Below are 18,830 nucleotides of genomic sequence, written 5' to 3'. Positions count from 1 at the left end.
TTTTCTGCTTCAAGACTATTGCAGGGCGCAAAGCGCTGTCTATCCCCTGTGCGCAGCAAGGCCTCAAGTGGTCGGGCCTATTCTGCAGATCATGGTCGTTTGACTTGTGCAGGTGCGGGCCTTTCCTGACCGACAATCAGGCACGGTTTGGACTCACCATACCCCGGGCCAGGTATCACTCTCCCTGCCCCTCAGCCTCCCAGCCAAGCTCACCGCGGGTAATGGACATCAGCTGCTCACGCAGGGGCTCGGTGGCGCTGGCGGGCAGGCGCACCTGCAGCCGCACGGCCTGGCCATGACTGACCTCAAGCAGCTCACCACCCTGCTCTGCGATCAGATTGCGGGCGACGCCTTCGTGGGCGTAGGCCAGTTCGCAGTTCAGCGTCTGGCTGGGGATGTGTTCGATCTTTTCGGCTTGCAGCAGCGCCTGGGCGACCGCATCGGTGTAGGCGCGCACCAGGCCGCCGGCGCCAAGCTTTACGCCGCCGAAATAGCGCACCACCGTTGCCAGCACGCCGTCGAGCTGCTGATGGCGCAATACGTCCAACATGGGGCGCCCTGCTGTTCCCGATGGCTCGCCGTCGTCGACTGCGGCGCTATGACCGCCCGCCAGCAGCGCCCAGCACACATGTGCGCAGCCGGGGTGTTCGGCGCGCAGGGCGTCTACCCGCGCCTGCGCTGCGGCACGGTCAGCGATGGGCTCAACACAGGCGAGGAAGCGGCTTTTGCGGATTTCCAGCGAACTGGTGACGGGATGGGCAAGGCTGTACATCGCGCAAGAATAACCCGGCAGCAGCAGCCTAGTCAGTGCCTGGCAACAAACATGCCTGCGCAACTGACGCGGACAGGCCTGCTGCTTTCTCCGCCCTACCGCCCCTTGCCTGTTGCTGGCTTGCCGCGCGTCGCTCGATTGGGTTTGCTACCCCGGGTGACAACCCCAGAAGCTTTGTCGCTTGCTTTGTAGTTGGGGGGTGGCTCTGCCAGATGCGGTTGCCGCATCAATGCCATGCTGGTCTGTCCGGGCGCTGCCGCTTTCATCAGGCCCAAACGCAGACCAAATTTGCGCAGGACAGAGTCTAGGGTGCCGAGGGTCGGATTACCCTTATCTGTTTCCAACTGGTACAAGGCTCGAGTAGACATGCCGCACATCTTGGCGAAAGTTTCCTGATCAAAACCTGTAATCTCCAGGCGCAGCCTGCGGATCGCTACCCCAAGGGTAATGACGCCATCAGCGTGCTGCTGCATGATTTCTTCAATCAGTTGCTTGCGCTGCTCTCCCGTCGAGGTATTCATATCAGCTCCCATTGCCGCAGATGCTTGTCCAGATCATTCACTGGCAGCGCTGCGTTCTGGCGGATATCCAGCGGCATGTTTACGAGTAAGTCAGGTAGCGCTTTGAACTCCTTAGCTGCGTCACGTACACGCTGATAAAGGTCCTCGGGGGCATACCATTGCTGGAAGCAGGCGCAGTTTTTACGCCAGTCAGGAGCGCCTTTGCTTTCGGCCTCCCAATTTGGCGCCCGGGTTACGCCCTCTGCGTCCAGGATCATTGGCGCCAAGTCATAGATGGGAGCCAGCTCAAATCTTTCGCTGTGACGAAATACCGCGATATTGCGACCGTGGTTGTCGCTGTTGCCCAATATCCGGTTAAGCAAGTCACGGAGGATGTACTCAAAGATCAGATCCGGCACCTCAGACTCTTGCCCACCGATACACCAAAGCTCAATCAGCCGCGCCAGCACAGCCTCGTGCTTTAGTCTGGAACCCGGTTCGGTGTTGCCCAACAACGAGTAGACCGATTCCACCGCGATGCGCTCTACGCCCTCCCCCTGCACAACGCGGTCAAAACGCGGCATCCAGAGGCTCGGCTTGTCCGCCTCTTCCAAGCTAAGACCGGCCGTAGGGACGGTGTTCAAACCCAGATCTGCTACGGCTTTGTAGTAATGGTATTCGGCGCGAAGAATATTCTTGTCGTTCTCTGTCACATTGTTGCGCGCAAACTTGACCAGCCAATGTGCCTGCACGAGTCTGTCATCCAGCATCGCGTCGGCGTAAAACTGGCCGTCACGGCTCTCTGCCAGCAATAACTTGGGCGCTTCACCCTGTGCTCCGGTCGCCCCGCCCAACGCTGCGCCCGCTTCGCAGGCATACTCGAGAAAGTCGTTGGTACGCTCAACAATATGCTGACGAGCAAAGGCCTCAGCGCCCGTATCCTCCAATGCCTCAGCAGACTCCTTTACCCTCAGGTTTCCGATAGCCGAGGGCGTACACCGACCAAGTAGAAACCAATCAGTATCGACGCCGTCGGGCTTTTCATCATGAAAACGCTTGAGCAAAGACCTTCTAGCGTGGCCAGCCGGAATGATGTCGTAAACAAACGCAGGGAAGCCTTTGCTGTCCACCGGATTCCAGCTGACAGGCAAGTTAACGCTAACGGCATATTCAAAGATGCTATCGATCGCCTCAACAAATTCTCCCAAATAGGTAGTTTTGTAGGAGGCGGTCATGCGTGCATCCGCAACAGAACCCGGATTAGACGGGCTCAATTCCAAGGCATCGTGCCATTGGCCGTTGGCATGGGTTTGTATCGTCAGGGCTGGGTACATTACAGCAACCACAATCGGAACTAAGATGCTGAAAGACTATGCCATAACCAGAAAACCAGCAATATAAGTCTTATAAAATGCGTAAAATCGCTAAAACCAGCACTTTAATGCTGATTTAAACTGAAAAGGTGCTCCTGCGCCCACAAAAAAGCCGGACACCAGGCCCGGCTTTTCGTCACACCTGCGGGATCAGAAACAATCCAGCGGCATATCCAGCGTGGTGCGATCCGCGCTGCGCAGCACGTCTGCCAGTGCCATCGGCTTGGGCAGTTCGTAACGCAGGAAGTAGTCGCAGGCGTTGAGCTTGCCCTGATAGAAGCTCGCCGGGCGCTCGCCGCCGTTCTGCAGGCCACGCAGGGCAGCCTGGGCCTGGCGCAGCCAGAGCCAGCCGACGACCAGATGGCCGAAGCACTCCATGTACAGGTAGGCGTTGGCCAGGGCTCGATCCGGGTCGCTCTTCTTCATCGCCTGCAGCGCGTCGGTGATGCCTTCGACGGTGTTCAGCGCAGTGCTCAGCAGCTCGGCATTGGCTTTCAGCTCGGCGACGCTGCCGCACTCGGCCAGGGTGGCGCGGATGCGGGTCAGCAGGCTTTGGTAGAAACGGCCACCGGCCATGCTCACCTTGCGGCCCAGCAGATCCTGCCCCTGAATACCGTGGGTGCCTTCGTGGATCGGGTTCAGGCGGTTGTCGCGGTAGAACTGCTCGACCGGGTATTCGCGGGTATAGCCGTAGCCACCATGCACCTGAATCGCCAGGCTGTTGGCTTCCAGGCAGAACTGCGACGGCCAGGATTTGACGATCGGTGTAAGCAGGTCGAGCAAACCAGCAGCTTCTTCGCGCGCTGCGGCATCCGGTGCGTGCTTCTTCTCGTCAACCAGGGTCGAGGAGAACAGGCACAGCGACAGACCACCCTCAACGAAGGCTTTCTGCGCCAGCAGCAGACGACGAATGTCGGCGTGCTGCACCAGTGGGATCATTGGCGTAGCCGGATCACGCTCGGCCAGACCACGGCCCTGGGTTCGCTCGCGGGCGTATTCCAGCGCGTGCAGGTAACCGGTGTAACCCAGCATGACCGAACCCAGACCTACGCCGATGCGCGCCTCGTTCATCATGTGGAACATGCCGGCCAGACCGTTGTGCGGCTCGCCGACCAGATAGCCGACCGCCCCGCCCTTCTCACCGAAGTTAAGCATGGTGGAGGTGGTGCCGCGGTAACCCATCTTGTGGATCAGACCCGCCAGTTGAACGTCGTTGCGCTCGCCGAGGCTGCCGTCGTCGTTGACCAGGAACTTGGGCACGATAAACAGCGAGATGCCCTTGGCACCGGGCGGTGCATCCGGCAGCTTGGCCAGCACCAGGTGCACGATGTTCTCGCTCAGCTCGTGATCACCGGCGGAGATGAAGATCTTGTTGCCACTGATGCGGTAGGTGCCATCGTCCTGCGGGACAGCGCGGGACTTGATGTCGCCCAGCGAGGAGCCGGCGTGCGGCTCGGTCAGGCACATGGTGCCGAAGAAGCGGCCGGCCATCATCGGCTCGGCGTAACGCTGCTTCTGCTCGTCGGTGCCGTGGGCCATGATCAGGTTGCAGGCGGCGATGGTCAGACCGGCATAGGCCTGAGTGCTGACGTTGGCGCCCTTGATCAGGCCGATACAGGTCTGGGCAACGGCCGCCGGCAGCTGCATGCCGCCACGCTCGTAATCCTGCGAGGCAGCCATCAGGCCGGTGTCGCGCAGCACGGCCAGCGCCTCGGAGACCTCCGGGCGAATCACGACCTTGCCGTTTTCAAAACGCGGTTCGTCTTCATCGCACAGGCGGTTGTGCGGTGCGAAGGTTTCGCTCGCGACCTTCAGCGCCAGCTCGATGGCGGCATCAAAGGTATCGCGGCTGTGGTCTTCGTAACGCGGGAATTGGGTAAAGCGCTCGATATCCAGCATTTCATAGAGCAGAAACGCCAGATCGTCGGTGTTGATGATTTTCTGGGACACGGAAAATTCCTCTGGAATTTTTAGCTACAAGCGCCAAGCCTCAAGCGGCAAGCCAAGCCCGAAAAGCGAAACCCGAGCATGGCCCGGGTTTGCTTGCAGCTTACGGCTTGAAGCTTGCGGCTGGGATCAGACGATCTCGAACAGACCGGCTGCGCCCTGGCCACCGCCGATGCACATGGTGACAACCACGTACTTGACGCCGCGGCGCTTGCCTTCGATCAGCGCGTGGCCGGTCAGGCGGGAGCCGGTTACACCGTAGGGGTGACCGATGGCGATGGAGCCACCGTTGACGTTCAGGTTCTCGGCCGGGATGCCCAGACGGTCACGGCAGTAGACAACCTGAGAAGCGAAGGCTTCGTTCAGTTCCCACAGACCGATATCGTCCATGGTCAGGCCATTACGCTGCAGCAGGCGCGGGATGGCGAAGACCGGGCCGATGCCCATTTCGTCAGGCTCGCAACCGGCAACGGCGAAACCGCGGAAGATACCCATCGGCTCAACGTTCAGCTGTTCGGCAACCTTGCTGTTCATCACGGTGCAGACAGACGCGCCGTCAGACAACTGGCTGGCGTTACCGGCGGTGATGAAGTTGCCCGGGCCACGGACCGGCTGCAGGGAGGACAGGCCTTCCAGAGTGGTGCTCGGACGGTTGCACTCGTCACGATCCAGAACCACTTCCTGGTCAGTGATTTCGCCGGTTTCCTTGTTCTGGACCTTCATGATGGCCTTGAACGGTACGATTTCGTCGGCGAACTTGCCGCTCTGCTGACCGGCGGCAACACGCTGCTGGCTCAGCAGGGAGTACTCGTCCTGGGACTCGCGGCTGACGTTGTAGCGCTGGGCTACGATGTCGGCGGTCTCGATCATGGACAGGTACAGTTCCGGCTTATTCTTCATGATCCACTCGTTGGTGCCGTGGAACATGTTGATCTTGTCGTTCTGGCACAGGCTGATGGACTCAACGCCACCGGCAACGATGGCCGGGATCTTTTCGCTGACAACACGCTGGGCAGCGATGGCGATGGACTGCAGACCGGAGCTGCAGAAACGGTTCAGCGACATACCGGCAGTGGTAACCGGCAGACCGCCACGGATGGCAGCCAGACGCGCCATGTTCTTGCCCTGGGCGCCTTCGTGGAAGGTGGCACCGAGGATCACGTCTTCAACCAGCGCCGGGTCGATACCTGCGCGCTTGACCGCTTCTTCAATGACGAAGCCGGCCATGTCAACACTGTGGGTGTTGTTCAGTGCGCCGCGATAGGATTTGCCCAGGCCGGTACGGGCCGTAGATACGATAACTGCGTCTGTCATGTTGTTGCTCCTGTTGAAATTCAAGTACATCAGCCTGCAGCCGGGGTTATCCCTCAGCCCGGCTGGCCCTGCTGTTCACCCCAGCGTGTCAGCGTGTCCCGTGCCTCCCGGTAGGGTTTGAGCCCCATGGCCAGAAGGATGATGGCGCCCACGGTAATCACGCTGGCAACGATGAATATGGAATAACGGATCGCCATGTCGTCCTGGAACACGTAGTCGGTGAACAGCGCGACGGCGGTCGGACCAATACCCAGACCGATCAGGGTAATGGTGAACAGATAGATGGCCGAGGCCTGACCACGCATGGCGTTGGGCATGACCTCCTGAATCGCCGCCGGTGCGACACCGAACGGCATGGCGACCGTGAATACGTTAAAGAACATGATGGTCCACAGCAGCGGCATATTGTCGACCAGATACACCACGTTGCACAGCAGGGTCAGGATAGCCGAGAGCAGACCAACCCGCATGTTGGCATCGCGGCAGCCGCGGTGGGCAAGAAAGTCGGCGAGACGCCCGCCGAATACAATCCCCAGAGACCCGGCAACCATCACCAGCGAGCCGTAGTAGACACCGACTTCGCCCGGGGTCAGCCCGTGGTTGCGAATAAAGAAGGTCGGAATCCAGGCCGAGGCGCCGTAGGAAGCAAACGACAGACAGGCAAAACCGAAGTTATGGCACAGCACCGCCTTGCGAATACCCATCAGGTAACGGCCCACGTCCTTCAGCGGCACGGCGACGCCGGCACCAATACCCTTGCGGGACGGCTCCTTGATCGCCAGCAGCACCAGGCAGAACAGCAGGCCTGCGGCACCCAGCACCAGGAAAATCAGTTGCCAGGGGCGGACTTCACCCAGCAGCGGCAGCACCATCGGGCCTTGCGCGTTAGCCCAGGTCACCACCAGGCCACCGAGCAAAAATGCAGCGCCAGCCCCCAGATAAATACCCATGGCATAGACACTGATGGCCGTTGCGCGACGATTGGCCGGGAAACTGTCGGCGATCAGCGAATAGGCGGCCGGAGACAGCGCTGCTTCCCCTGCGCCCACACCAATGCGACCAACGATGAAATGCCAGTACTGCTGCGCCAGACCGCAGAACGCGGTCATCAGACTCCACACGGCCACGCCCGCGGCGATCAGGCCGCGGCGGCTCTTGGAGTCGGCAATCCGCCCCAGCGGAATACCGGCTACAGTGTAGAAAACGGCAAATGACAGACCCATCAGCAGGCTCATTTCAGTATCGGAAATCTGCAGATCCTGGCGAATAGGCCCAACCAGCAGGTTCAGAATCTGGCGATCTACAAAGGACAGAACATAGGCAACCAGCAAAATACTGACCGTCAGCCAGGCTCGTTTGGGCGACGGATAACTATTATTCTCGTCCACGCTATGCTCCATTTTTTGTAGTTGGAATTATCAGCAGGACGAGACTATCAGGTTCGCACAGCGAAAGTCGATTTCGAAATACAGCGATCAGCAACCTCAATGCGTGTCTATCACCGGAGGCTATGTATTGTTCAAACAGTTTCCGCAGCTCTCTGAAAAGGCCCTTGCACCATGAGCTCACCCCTAATCATGGTCGGTGCCGGCCATGCCCACCTGATCGCCCTGCGCGGCTGGATTGAACAGGGTTATCAGGTTCCGCCCGGCAGCATACTCATCTCGCCGGAACCCCATGCCTGGTACTCCGGCATGATGCCTGGCATGCTGGCCGGCCGCTGGCAGGCAGAGCAATGCCGTATTGCACTGGCACCGCTCTGTGACGCCACAGGTCTGACCCTGCACATCGGGCGGCTGGCGCATCTTGACGCCGACAACCGGCTGCTGGAGCTGGACAGCGGGGAGCAATTGCGCAGCACGGTAGTGTCCATCAACAGCGGTGCAATCAATCCGGCGCCGCCCGACAATGACCAGAGCCTTGCCGTCATCGGCGCCAAACCCTTTGCCGATCTGTTCCATTACTGGCAGACATGGCAGGCCGGCGACAGCCCGGAGAAGCTGGTGATTCTGGGCGGCGGCGCAGCCGCGGTAGAGCTGGCTCTGGCGCTGCAAAAGGCTCTGCCCCGCAGTCAGCTGACGCTGCTGTGCGCATCCCGGCTGCTCGCCGGGCACCCAGCCGGAGCTGCGCGCACGACCCGATCCCTGTTTGCCCAGCGCGGTATCACGCTGCACGAGAATATTGCTGTCACGGCAATCGAGCGCGGCAGCCTGAGATCGGCAGATGCCCCGCCGGTTGCCGCTGACGCGGTCATCCTGGCTACCGGTACCGCACCGGCCGCCTGGCAGCCTCAAAGCGGGCTGGCGACCGACAAGGCCGGATTCATCAGCATTGATGCCACATTGCAGAGCACCTCGCATCCGCAGATCTTTGCCAGCGGCGACTGTGCGGCGCTGGCCGGCTGTCCTCACTCCGGCGTTTACGCCGTACGCCAGGGGCCGATACTGGGCGCGAATCTGCGCGCCCAATTGCAAGGTGGTCCGCCACAGCTGCGCTTTGAGCCCCAGCCCAGAGCCCTCGCCCTGCTGGCCACCGCAGACCGGCAGGCCCTGGCCTGTTATGGACCTCTGGCGCTGCGCAGTCGCGCGGCGCTGTGGCTGAAGAACAGGCTCGACACCGACTTCATGCGCAGCCTGCAGCTTGACTGCCCCCCAGGCTGACAGCGGGCCAAGACCAAAGATCAATTGTCGGTACCCGAGACAAATGGCTAAATGAGGCTGAATCGACCAGAACAAGAACAATACTGGGCATTGCGCCCTTGAATGGACCTCTGCTTATGCACACCGGATTTATCGGCAAAGCGATTCTCGCCCTGCTGCAACTGGGCACCCTTGGCTGGCTTTACTACAGCGCCGGCGTTGACATCCTGGCGCCCGCGCTGATCCTCGCCGTGCTGCCCTGGATCGGGCTGCCCTGGTTTTATCCGCCCTCCGACCCGTCATCGGTGATCGAGCCATCAGCCAGCACAACGGGCAGCGCCGATCTCAGCGCGCGCCTGTCCCGCGCTACCAGCCAGAACGCCATTGCCGCGGCCGAGGTCGCGCACTCGGTCGAGCAATTGCGCCAGCGCCAGCAGTCACAGCTGCTGGCGATTCGACAGGTGACCGACAGCGCCCAGCAGATAGCCGCCGAGGTCGACGCTACCAGCCGTTATGCCGAGCGCGCCGACGGCGCCGCCGAGCAAGCGCGCAGCCGCAGCCAGCAGGGCCGCGACGCACTGGACCAGGCCACCCAGGTGATGCACCAGTTGGCCAGCCAGACTGACGCAGCCAACACGGTGCTCAACGAACTCAATGCCCAGACCACCCGGATCGTACAGGTCACCGAGGTAATCGACTCCATTGCCAGCCAGACCAACCTGCTCGCTCTCAACGCCGCCATCGAAGCCGCCCGTGCAGGAGACATGGGCCGTGGTTTCGCCGTCGTCGCCGATGAGGTCAGAGCACTGGCCGCCCGCACCGCCTCCTCCACCTCTGAAGTCGCCGATATCATTGAACGCATGCATCAGCAGAGTCAGCGGGTAAATGCCGACTTTGCCGCGCTGGTCGAGCAGGTCCAGGGCGGCGTCAGCCTGATTGAAAGTGCCGCCGGCCAGCTGGAAGAAATCAGCACCCAGGGTGACGAGGTAAAGGCCGTTACCGGGCAGATCGCCGACAGCAGCCTGACCAATCGTGACCAGCTGGCCAACCTGAGCAGCGCGCTGGAGCAGGTACGCAGCGATATCGAACAGAGTGATGAGCAAACCCGACGCCTTGGCGGCGAAGCGATCAACCTGGTGTCGCTGGCCGAACAGGTCAGTGAGATGCTGGCTGATGTCGCCCTGGACGAATACCACCAACGCTTCTTCGATGCCGCACAGCAAACCGCCAGCGCCATTGCCGCGAGATTTGAGGCGGATCTGGCCAGCGGCAAGATCCAGCGCAGCGCGCTATTTGACCGTAACCTGAAACTCATCCCCGGCAGCAACCCGGCCCGCTACAACAGCGCTTTCGACAGCTACACCGATCAGGTGCTGCCAGCCATTCAGGAGCCGCTCCTGCAACAGCACCCGGAACTGGTCTATGCCATCGCGGCCATTCCCTCGGGCTATGTGCCGACCCACAACCAGCGCTTCAGCAAGCAACCCACCGGCGACGTGCAGCACGACACCCTGCACTGCCGCAGCAAGCGACTGTTTGATGATCCGACCGGCCGGCGTTGCGGCAGCCATGAGCAAACCCTGCTGCTGCAGACCTACAAACGGGATACCGGCGAGGTGATGCACGATCTGTCAGTGCCTATCATGGTGAATGGTGAGCATTGGGGCGGGCTGCGGCTGGGGTACAAGCCGGAACAGTAACGACTGACCGGATGCTTTGTCGGGTAAAACACGGGGGAAGAGGCTATGGCGCTGTTTCGTACGTATCTATTGGCAATAATACTGGGGCTGGTGACATACACCATGCTGGTCGGAATGGAGCATGGCTGGAACCTGCTGCCGATTTTCTTTGGCAATATCGTCGAAATGAGCTGGCAAGGGCAGTTCAACCTCGACTTCATGTCATTCCTCAGTTTGTCTGCTATCTGGGTAGCCTGGCGCCACCAGTTCTCGGGCTCCGGTATTGTGCTGGGCATTCTGGCATTTTTTGGTGGAATGCTGTTTCTTGCCGCCTATTTGCTTTGGGCAAGTGGACAGGCCTCAGGTGACACCAAGGTGCTGCTGCTCGGCCGTGAGCGGGCAAAATCCGTCTAGCACCAATCGCAGCCTCCAGGCCGGCGCCGCCGTACCGGCGGTCGCTGACAGGGCGATGGTGGCGAAGCCTTCGGCGTTCACCACCCTACCCGGCTTCGCACCCGACCGTAGGGTGGATTCAGCGCAGCGTATCCACCATAAGCGTACTTGGCAGGATAGTGGCGAAACGCTGGGTATGTGTTAATCAGGCCGCCGAGTGCAGCGGGCCTTCCAGCCGTCGGGTAACGGCATCGGCGCAGGTCTCGCGACGCAGACTGTCAAACAACGCGCGCGCTTCAGGGTAATGCTGGCCGAGCATGGCCAACCATTGTTTCAGCCGGCCCGGCGCGTGACGATCTACTACCCGCAGCCGAGTCTGACGGAAGAAGTCACCGAGCCAGGGCCACAGTTCATCCCAGCCAAGCACGGCCTCGCCGGCATCCTGCAGAATGCGCAACCCCAGGTCCGGGCAGCGCACCAGTCCACGCCCGATCATCACGGCATCACAGCCACTGACTTCACGAATGCGGCGGTAGTCCTCGGTGCTCCACACCTCACCATTGGCAATCACCGGTACGTCTACCGCTTCGCGGATACGCGCCAGCCACTCCCAATGGGCCGGCGGCTTGTAGCCTTCCACCTTGGTGCGCGCATGCACGGTAATCTCGCTGGCGCCGCCGTCAGCCAGCGCCTGCGCGCATTCCAGCGTCTGGCTGGTATCGGTCAGGCCCAAGCGCATCTTGGCGGTCACGGGAATATGCGCCGGTGTTGCCGCGCGCACGCTGGCAACAATCTCGCGCAGCAACTCGGGTTCGGTCAGCAGCGCCGCACCGCCACGATGACGGTTGACCGTCTTGGCCGGGCAGCCGAAGTTGAGGTCAATTGCCGGCGCATCCATCGACGCCAGCAGCGCCGCGTTCTCCCCCATCCAGCGCACATCCGAGCCGAGCAATTGCGGGCGCACCGGCACACCGGCGCGGGTCCGCCAGCCGTGTTCGCTCTCCGGTACGCTGCGGCGAATGGTGGCGACGTTGAGCAGCCCTTCGGTCACGCGAATGAACTCGCTCACGCACCAGTCGATGCCGCCGATGCGGGTCAGCACATCGCGCATTGGTGCATCGGCCAGCCCCTCCATCGGGGCCAGCACGACCGGGCCGTTTATCCGCTCAAGGCTGTTCATGCGCTCGGGGCCGCTCATGCGCTGATGCCATGCTCGGCCAGCATGTCGAGCAGCTGCTGTTCGGTCCAGACGTTCACACCCAGCTGCTCGGCCTTGGCCAGCTTGCTGCCGGCACCGGGCCCGGCGACAACGCAATGGGTCTTGGCCGACACGCTGCCGGCGACCTTGGCACCGAGGCTTTCCAGATGCCCTTTGGCAACATCGCGCGACATGGCTTCCAGCGTGCCGGTCAGCACCCAGGTCTGCCCCGCCAGCAACAACCCGCCGGAGGTCTCCGCGCGGGGGCTTTGCCAGTGCATGCCGAAGTCGCGCAGCTGCTGCTCGACAGCTTCGGCGCCGGCGCGCAGGGCCTCGTTCTGGAAATACTCGCGCAGCGCCTTGATTGCCTTGTCGTTCAGGCGCTCGACCTGCTTCAGGTCCAGCCAGTCAGCGTTGACAATCCTTTCCAGACTGCCGAACTGGCTCGCCAGCCGCTCGGCGCCGGTATTGGCGATGCCCGGAATATTCAGTCGCGCCAGAAAATCGGCCAGCGAGACGCAAGCAGCAAACTCGGCGCCCAACTCACCCGGCTCCTCAGGCGTTACGCCGCGTTCCAGCAGTTGATCAATCACCTGACGGTTGTGCGCATCGGCAAAGAACGAATGAATCTCGTGCGCGACTTCCAGCCCCACATCCGGCAGATAGACCAGCACCTCAGGCAAGGCACGCTCGATGCGCTCCAGCTTGCCCAGCGCACGCGCCAGCAGTTTGGCGGTCTCTTCTCCCACATCCGGAATGCCAAGGGCATAGATGAAACGAGCCAGCGTCGGCTTCTTGCTGGCCTGAATGGCGGTCAGCAGATTGGTCGTCGACAGCTCGGCAAACCCCTCCAGTGCCAGCACCTGTTCAAAGGTCAGCCGGTAAAGGTCTGCCGGGGACGCCACCAGCCCGGTATCTACCAGTTGCTCGACGCTCTTCTCGCCCAGCCCGTCGATATCCATGGCGCGGCGTGAAACGAAGTGAATGATCGACTGCTTGAGCTGCGCCTGACAGGTCAGACGGCCAACACAGCGGTAGACCGAGCCTTCGCTGGTGGTCGAACCCGATTTGCCGCGCTTGACCAGCTGGGTGCGCTCCACCGCAGAGCCACACACCGGGCACGCCGTTGGCACCTCGACCGGACGCGCATCGGCCGGGCGACGCTCGGCAACTACCTGCATCACCTGCGGGATCACGTCACCGGCGCGGCGGATGATCACGGTATCGCCGATCATCACACCCAGCCGTGCGACTTCATCCATGTTGTGCAGCGTCGCGTTGGACACGGTTACACCTGCTACCTGAACGGGCTTCAGCCGTGCCACCGGCGTCACCGCACCGGTGCGGCCAACCTGAAACTCAACATCCAGCAGCTCGGTCAGCTCTTCCATTGCCGGGAACTTGTGGGCAATCGCCCAGCGCGGCTCACGGGCGCGAAAACCCAGCTCGCGCTGGTAGCTCAGCTGATTGACCTTGAACACCACGCCGTCGATCTCGTATTCCAGCCCGGCGCGGCGCTCGCCGATATCGCGGTAGTAATCCAGGGTGCCGTCCACGCCCTTCACCAGCTTCAATTCACGGCTGATCGGAATCCCCCAGCCCTTGAACGCCTGCAAAATAGCGTACTGATTATCGGGCAGCTCGCCGTCGACGCGGCCAAAGCCATAGCAGCAAAACTCCAGCGGGCGGCTGGCGGTAATGGTCGGGTCAAGCTGGCGCAGGCTGCCGGCTGCAGCGTTACGCGGGTTGGCGAAGGTTTTGCTGCCCGCCTCGCGCGCACGCTCATTCAACGCCTCAAAGCCGGCCTTGCTCATGAACACTTCGCCGCGCACTTCCAGCACGGCAGGCCAGCCCTCGCCACGCAGCTTGAGCGGAATATTGCGAATGGTGCGTACGTTGGTGGAAATGTCTTCGCCAGTTGTGCCGTCGCCACGGGTAGCGCCGCGCACCAACAGCCCGTTCTCGTAAAGCAGACTGACCGCGAGGCCATCCAGTTTAGGCTCGCAGCAGTACTCGACCTCCGCCCCACCACCAAACAGGTCGCCAGCCGGCAGGTCCAGCCCTTCACGCACCCGGCGGTCAAAATCAAGCATGTCCTGCTCGGCAAAGGCGTTGCCCAGGCTGAGCATCGGCACTTCATGCCTGACCTCACCGAAGCCCGATGCAGGCGCACCACCCACCCGCTGGGTCGGCGAGTCGGGGGTGATCAGATCAGGGTGCTCCGCCTCGATTGCCTTGAGTTCGTTAAACAGCCGATCGTACTCGGCGTCCGGCACTGCAGGCTCGTCGAGGACGTAGTAGCGGTAATTGTGCTGCGCGATTTCCTCACGCAGGGCAAGGGCGCGTTCGGCTGGAGTGGCGTGCTGGGGCATGTGCGGTCGCTGGGCTGGGAGTTCGGGACATATTCTAACCGAACCAAAGCTGCAAGCTACAAGCTGCAAGCAAACCCGGTCCGAGCGCGGATTCTGGTTTTAGCTTGCAGCTTGAAACTTGTGACTTGCAGCTAGCGAAGCGCCCTACGGGCGCTGCGCTTAACGCCGTTGGCTGTAGTTCAGCCGCTCGAATTCGGCGATACGCTGACGATAGTGCTCAATGGTCTGGGCGGTCAGGACGCTGCGTTGCTCGTCTTTCAGATCACCGCCCAGTTCGTGAGACAGTTTGCGTGCGGCGGCGATCATCAGATCCAGTGCCTGCTTGGGATGGCGCGGGCCTGGCAGGCCCATGAAGAAACTGACTGCGCGGACGTGGCTCTGGTCCAGCTCGTCCAGATCAAACACGCCCGGCTTGAGCGCGTTGGCCATGGAGAACAGCACATCACCATTACCACTCATGCTTTCATGACGATGGAAGATATTCATATCGCCATAGCGCAGACCACTTTCGAGAATGCTCTGGTGCAGCGCAGAACCGGGAAAGCCCTGTTCGTCACGAGCAACCACGTTGATTACCAGCACCAGCTCCACCGGCAGGCTTTGCTGCTCAGGCTTCGGTGCAGACTCACTGGTGGCCGGCTTGGCGGCGGGTTTGCTCTTGTTGCGCGGTTCCGCGACGACGGGATCAACCAGCACCGGCGGCTCGTCCAGATCCAGACCAACCTGCTCGGGTTCGTGCCACTTTTCGTCATCGATGGAGACCGGCGTGTCCGGTTTGTCGTCGCCAAAGGACGGCTCAGCACGCTCCTGGCGGTTGACGACACGCGGTGGCCCGAGCAGCTCGTCGTTGCCTTCCTCGGGGAGGTCGGCAAGATTGCGTTCGAGTTTGAAGCGAATTTTTGATCGCCCACCCATGCGCCGCCAGCCATCAAACAGAATGCCGGCGATCACCAGCAGGCCAATGATGAAAAGCCACTCACGCAAACCGAAATCCATGAATACCCATTCCTGTCGTCACTTTGCTGATCGGGCGGTTGACTGTCCGCCTCTCGTCTGGCCGGATGCTAGCACGGCCGCCATCAAAACTACACTGCCGCCAACGCAGCCGCCTCTTCCACATCCACTGTGACCAGCCTGGAGCAGCCTGGTTCATGCATGGTGACCCCCATCAACTGATCGGCCATTTCCATGGCGATCTTGTTGTGGGTGATGTAGATGAACTGCACCCGCGCCGACATCTCCTTCACCATACGCGCATAACGGCCGACGTTGGCGTCATCCAGCGGCGCATCCACCTCGTCGAGCATGCAGAACGGTGCCGGGTTGAGCTGGAAGATAGAGAACACCAGGGCAATCGCCGTCAGCGCCTTTTCTCCGCCGGACAGCAGGTGAATGGTGCTGTTCTTCTTGCCCGGCGGGCGCGCCATGATGGCAACGCCGGTATCGAGCAAGTCATCGCCAGTCAGCTCCAGATAGGCGTGACCGCCGCCAAACACCTTGGGAAACAGCGTCTGCAGCCCCTGATTGACCTTGTCGAAGGTCTCCTTGAAGCGAGCGCGGGTCTCCCGGTCGATCTTGCGAATAACCTGCTCAAGCGTACTGAGCGCTTCTTCCAGATCGGCATTTTGCGCATCCAGATAGCGTTTGCGCTCTGACTGCTGGTCGTATTCTTCGATGGCCGCCAGGTTGATCGCGCCCAGACGCTGGATACGCGCATCCAACTGCGCCAGTTGCTGCTCCCAATCGCCTTCGTTAGCGCCCTGCGGCAGTGTTGCCAGCACGCCGTGCAGATCGTAACCGGCCTCGGTCAACTGCTCCTGCAGACCCTGACGGCGGGTTTGCAGATCGCGGGCGTTGAGCCGCTGTTCATCCAGTTGGGTGCGCAGCACCTGCGCCTGTTGCTCAGCCTGCACGCGGCGAGTTTCCTGCGCGCGCATTTGCTGGTCGACCCCTTCCAGCGCCTGACGGGCCGCGCTGAGCTCCTGCTCGACCGCAATGCGCTGCTCCAGCAGGGTTTCCAGCTCGATGCGCTGGTCATCTTCCGGCGCCTGACTTTCTTCCAGCGTCATGCGCAGCTGCTCACGGCGCTCGGACAGCCGCTCAGCCTGCACCTGCTGCCGTTCCAGCCCCTGCCGGGTGCTTTTCAACTGCGCATTGAGTGACTGCGCGCGCAGCGCCAGTTGATGGGCACGGTCTTTTTGCTGACGGGACTGCTGGCGGGCGAGGTCCAGGGTTTCACGCGCAAGATCACGCTGCTGCAGCAATTCTTCACGCCGGCCGGTGTCTTCGGCCATGCTGTCCAGCGCCGCCTGCAGAGTCAGCCGAGCTTCACCGATCTGCTCCAGTTCGTCGCTGCGCTGGCGTTTGAGTTCTTCCAGATCTTCGCTGATGCGCTGACGGCGGGCGTTGATCTGCTCGAGACGCACCTGACGCGCCGACCACTGCGCCTTGAGTTCGCCCTGCTGACGACCGGTACCAGCCAGCGTCTGCTGCAACGTATCACGTTCAAGCTCCAGGCGACGCAGCGCTTCACGCAACTGATCGACCTTCTCCTGCCCCGACTCCAGCGCGGCCTGCTGCTCATCCAGGCTGGCCTGCAACTGTTCCATCTCCTGCTGACGGGCCAACACGCCGGTTTCACTGGCCTCGCCACGGCGGAACCGTAACCAGTTGGGACCCACCCAATGGCCTTCGCGGGTAATAAAGGATTCGTGCGCGGCCAGGGTCGCGCGCGCGCTCAGCGCCTGCGCCAGACTTTCTGCCGGGCGAATGCTGGCCAGCCAGGGGCTCAAGTCCAGACCGCTGCTGACCTTGTCCAGCAGGCTGCCAGGTGCGCTGACCGACTCGCCGCCGCGCTGCAGCAGACGCACGCTGCCCTGTTCGAAACTGGCCAGCGCGACGTCCAGCTGATCAAGATCATCCAGCGCGATGGCCTGCAGATCATCCGCCAATACCGCCTCGACCGCACGCTCCCAGCCACTCTCGACCTGCAGCTGCTCGGCCAGCAGGCCGTGGCCCTGTACGCCCTGGCCTGCCAACCAGTCACCGACGTCGCTGCCCTTGGCCAGGGCTGCCTGCTGCAACGCTTCAAGCGAAGCCAGACGGCCACTGCCACGCTGCAGTTCACCGCGGTGAATATCCTGTTCCTGCTGCAGGGCGTTCAGTGTCTCGCGATCCTGCTGCAGGCGTTCACTGACGTCGGCGAGCTTCAATTGATCCGTTTCGCTGCGCAGCTCCAGCTCGGCCAGCTGTTCGGCCAATTCGGCCAATTCGTCATCCAGCGAGCCGGCGTTCAGCCCGCTGCGTTCGTCTTCCAGGCGCTGGATGCGCTCGCCGAGCCGTTCGACCGACTGCTCCATATGACGGATGCGCGACTGCTCCACCTCGGCCTGCTGACGCGGTTCGGCCGCGCGCTGGTTGAACTGGTCCCAAGCGCTCTGCCAGTTCTGCATGGAGTCTTCGGCACTTTGCAGCGTGATGGCGATGTCTTCTTCGGCGGCGCCGGCCATCTCCAGCTCGGGTTCAATGCCATCGAGCTCCGCCTGCAGGTCTGCCAGCAGGGCTTCGTCCTGGGTCAGATGGCTCTGCGCTTCCTGCCAGGCCTGATCGGTTTCTTCAATGTCGCTGTGCAGCTGACGCTGACGATCACGGTTGAACTGCAGAATCTGCTCGATGCGGCTGATATCGGCACCGACGCTGTAATACTGGGCCTGTACCCGGTTGAAGGTCTCGGTCAGGTCGCTGTGCTGATCACGCTGTTTTTCGATCTCACTGTCGGCGTTGCGCTGTTCGGCAATCAGCGCCTCCAGCGCCACCTCAAGGTCGCGTACCCGGTGCTCACGCTGGCCCACCTGCTCGTTCAGCGTCTGCCAGCGCAGCGCCTGCAGCTGCGCCTTCAGCTGCCGCTCTTCAGCCTTGTATTCCTTGTACTTCTCGGCCGCCTGCGCCTGCCGATGCAAATGCGCGAGCTGGCGCTCCAGCTCCTCGCGCAGATCGGTCAGGCGCGACAGATTCTCGTGGGTGCGGCGAATGCGATTCTCGGTCTCGCGGCGGCGATCCTTGTAGCGGGAGATACCGGCAGCTTCTTCGATAAACAGCCGCAGGTCTTCCGGCTTGGCTTCGATCAGGCGGGAAATCATGCCCTGCTCGATGATCGAGTAGCTGCGCGGCCCGAGGCCGGTGCCCATGAAGATATCGGTAATGTCGCGGCGGCGGCACTTGGTGCCGTTGAGGAAATACTGGTTCTGCGCTTCGCGGGTGACCTTGCGGCGAATGGATATCTCGTTGTAACCGGCGTATTCGCCCTGCAAAGTGCCGTCACTGTTGTCGAACACCAGTTCGATAGACGCCTGGCCGACCGGTTTGCGCGAGTTGGAACCGTTGAAGATGACGTCGGTCATCGACTCGCCACGCAGGTTCTTGGCCGAACTTTCGCCCATGACCCAGCGCACCGCGTCGATGATATTGGACTTGCCACAGCCGTTCGGCCCGACCACCGCGCCCATGTTGGTCGGGAAGTAGACCGTCGTTGGATCAACGAAGGATTTGAAGCCGGCCAGCTTGATGCACTTGAGTCGCATTGAGGGGCATATCCTTGCACTGCCGTGTCGCAGGTCGAACCGACCAGCAAACCCGCATTTTTA

13 protein-coding genes are annotated in these 18,830 nt (G+C 61.6%); 3 read left to right on the top strand and 10 right to left on the bottom strand.

Annotation, left to right across the window (positions count from 1 at the left end; all coding sequences use genetic code 11):
* Positions 1 to 175: 175 nt before the first annotated feature.
* From B7O88_RS02985 to B7O88_RS02960, 6 genes are all read right to left on the bottom strand, one after another.
* Positions 176 to 772 carry an IMPACT family protein gene (locus B7O88_RS02985; protein WP_088273694.1) on the bottom strand — a complete coding sequence of 199 codons (597 nt, stop codon included), beginning with the start codon at positions 770 to 772 and terminating at the stop codon, positions 176 to 178.
* A gap of 95 nt (positions 773 to 867) precedes the next feature.
* A complete protein-coding gene (locus tag B7O88_RS02980; protein WP_235005708.1) occupies positions 868 to 1,293 on the bottom strand; it encodes a helix-turn-helix domain-containing protein in 426 nt (141 codons plus the stop codon).
* On the bottom strand, positions 1,290 to 2,606 hold the full coding sequence (locus tag B7O88_RS02975) for a type II toxin-antitoxin system HipA family toxin (protein WP_088273692.1): 1,317 nt from the start codon (positions 2,604 to 2,606) through the stop codon (positions 1,290 to 1,292). The genes B7O88_RS02980 and B7O88_RS02975 overlap by 4 nt, the downstream gene beginning before the upstream one ends.
* Positions 2,607 to 2,795: 189 nt before the next feature.
* Complete coding sequence (locus B7O88_RS02970) at positions 2,796 to 4,595, bottom strand: acyl-CoA dehydrogenase (RefSeq protein WP_088273691.1); 1,800 nt, start codon at positions 4,593 to 4,595, stop codon at positions 2,796 to 2,798.
* A gap of 126 nt (positions 4,596 to 4,721) precedes the next feature.
* Complete coding sequence (locus B7O88_RS02965) at positions 4,722 to 5,906, bottom strand: acetyl-CoA C-acyltransferase (protein WP_088273690.1); 1,185 nt, start codon at positions 5,904 to 5,906, stop codon at positions 4,722 to 4,724.
* 53 nt (positions 5,907 to 5,959) lie between these two features.
* Positions 5,960 to 7,294, bottom strand: a complete 1,335-nt coding sequence (locus tag B7O88_RS02960; RefSeq protein WP_233048218.1) for a spinster family MFS transporter — start codon at positions 7,292 to 7,294, stop codon at positions 5,960 to 5,962.
* 171 nt (positions 7,295 to 7,465) lie between these two features.
* On the opposite strand from B7O88_RS02960, the gene B7O88_RS02955 reads away from it, so the two are divergent.
* From B7O88_RS02955 to B7O88_RS02945, 3 genes are all read left to right on the top strand, one after another.
* The gene (locus B7O88_RS02955; protein ID WP_088273688.1) at positions 7,466 to 8,566 is read left to right on the top strand and encodes an FAD-dependent oxidoreductase; all 1,101 of its coding nucleotides are present in this window, start codon (positions 7,466 to 7,468) and stop codon (positions 8,564 to 8,566) included.
* A 116-nt stretch (positions 8,567 to 8,682) separates the two neighbouring features.
* Entirely contained in the window at positions 8,683 to 10,245 is a 1,563-nt protein-coding gene (locus B7O88_RS02950) for a methyl-accepting chemotaxis protein (protein WP_088273687.1), read from the top strand.
* A gap of 45 nt (positions 10,246 to 10,290) precedes the next feature.
* Entirely contained in the window at positions 10,291 to 10,638 is a 348-nt protein-coding gene (locus tag B7O88_RS02945) for a hypothetical protein (protein WP_088273686.1), read from the top strand.
* A gap of 184 nt (positions 10,639 to 10,822) precedes the next feature.
* On the opposite strand, the gene B7O88_RS02940 is transcribed toward B7O88_RS02945, so the two are convergent.
* The 4 genes from B7O88_RS02940 to smc all read right to left on the bottom strand — a co-directional run bounded on the left by B7O88_RS02940 (position 10,823) and on the right by smc (position 18,767).
* Complete coding sequence (locus B7O88_RS02940) at positions 10,823 to 11,815, bottom strand: tRNA dihydrouridine synthase (RefSeq protein WP_235005707.1); 993 nt, start codon at positions 11,813 to 11,815, stop codon at positions 10,823 to 10,825.
* Complete coding sequence (ligA, locus tag B7O88_RS02935; RefSeq protein ID WP_088273685.1) at positions 11,812 to 14,187, bottom strand: NAD-dependent DNA ligase LigA; 2,376 nt, start codon at positions 14,185 to 14,187, stop codon at positions 11,812 to 11,814. The genes B7O88_RS02940 and ligA overlap by 4 nt, the downstream gene beginning before the upstream one ends.
* Before the next feature lie 159 nt (positions 14,188 to 14,346).
* Positions 14,347 to 15,183 (bottom strand): cell division protein ZipA, encoded by an 837-nt coding sequence (zipA, locus tag B7O88_RS02930; protein ID WP_088273684.1) that lies wholly within the window; start codon positions 15,181 to 15,183, stop codon positions 14,347 to 14,349.
* An 89-nt stretch (positions 15,184 to 15,272) separates the two neighbouring features.
* Entirely contained in the window at positions 15,273 to 18,767 is a 3,495-nt protein-coding gene (gene smc, locus B7O88_RS02925; protein ID WP_088273683.1) for a chromosome segregation protein SMC, read from the bottom strand.
* Between the last annotated feature and the right edge of the window lie 63 nt (positions 18,768 to 18,830).

It is taken from the genome of Halopseudomonas aestusnigri (genome assembly GCF_002197985.1).
Lineage (GTDB): Bacteria > Pseudomonadota > Gammaproteobacteria > Pseudomonadales > Pseudomonadaceae > Halopseudomonas > Halopseudomonas aestusnigri.
Note: the sequence above shows the minus strand (reverse complement) of the source record. Positions and strands in the feature narration are given on the sequence as shown.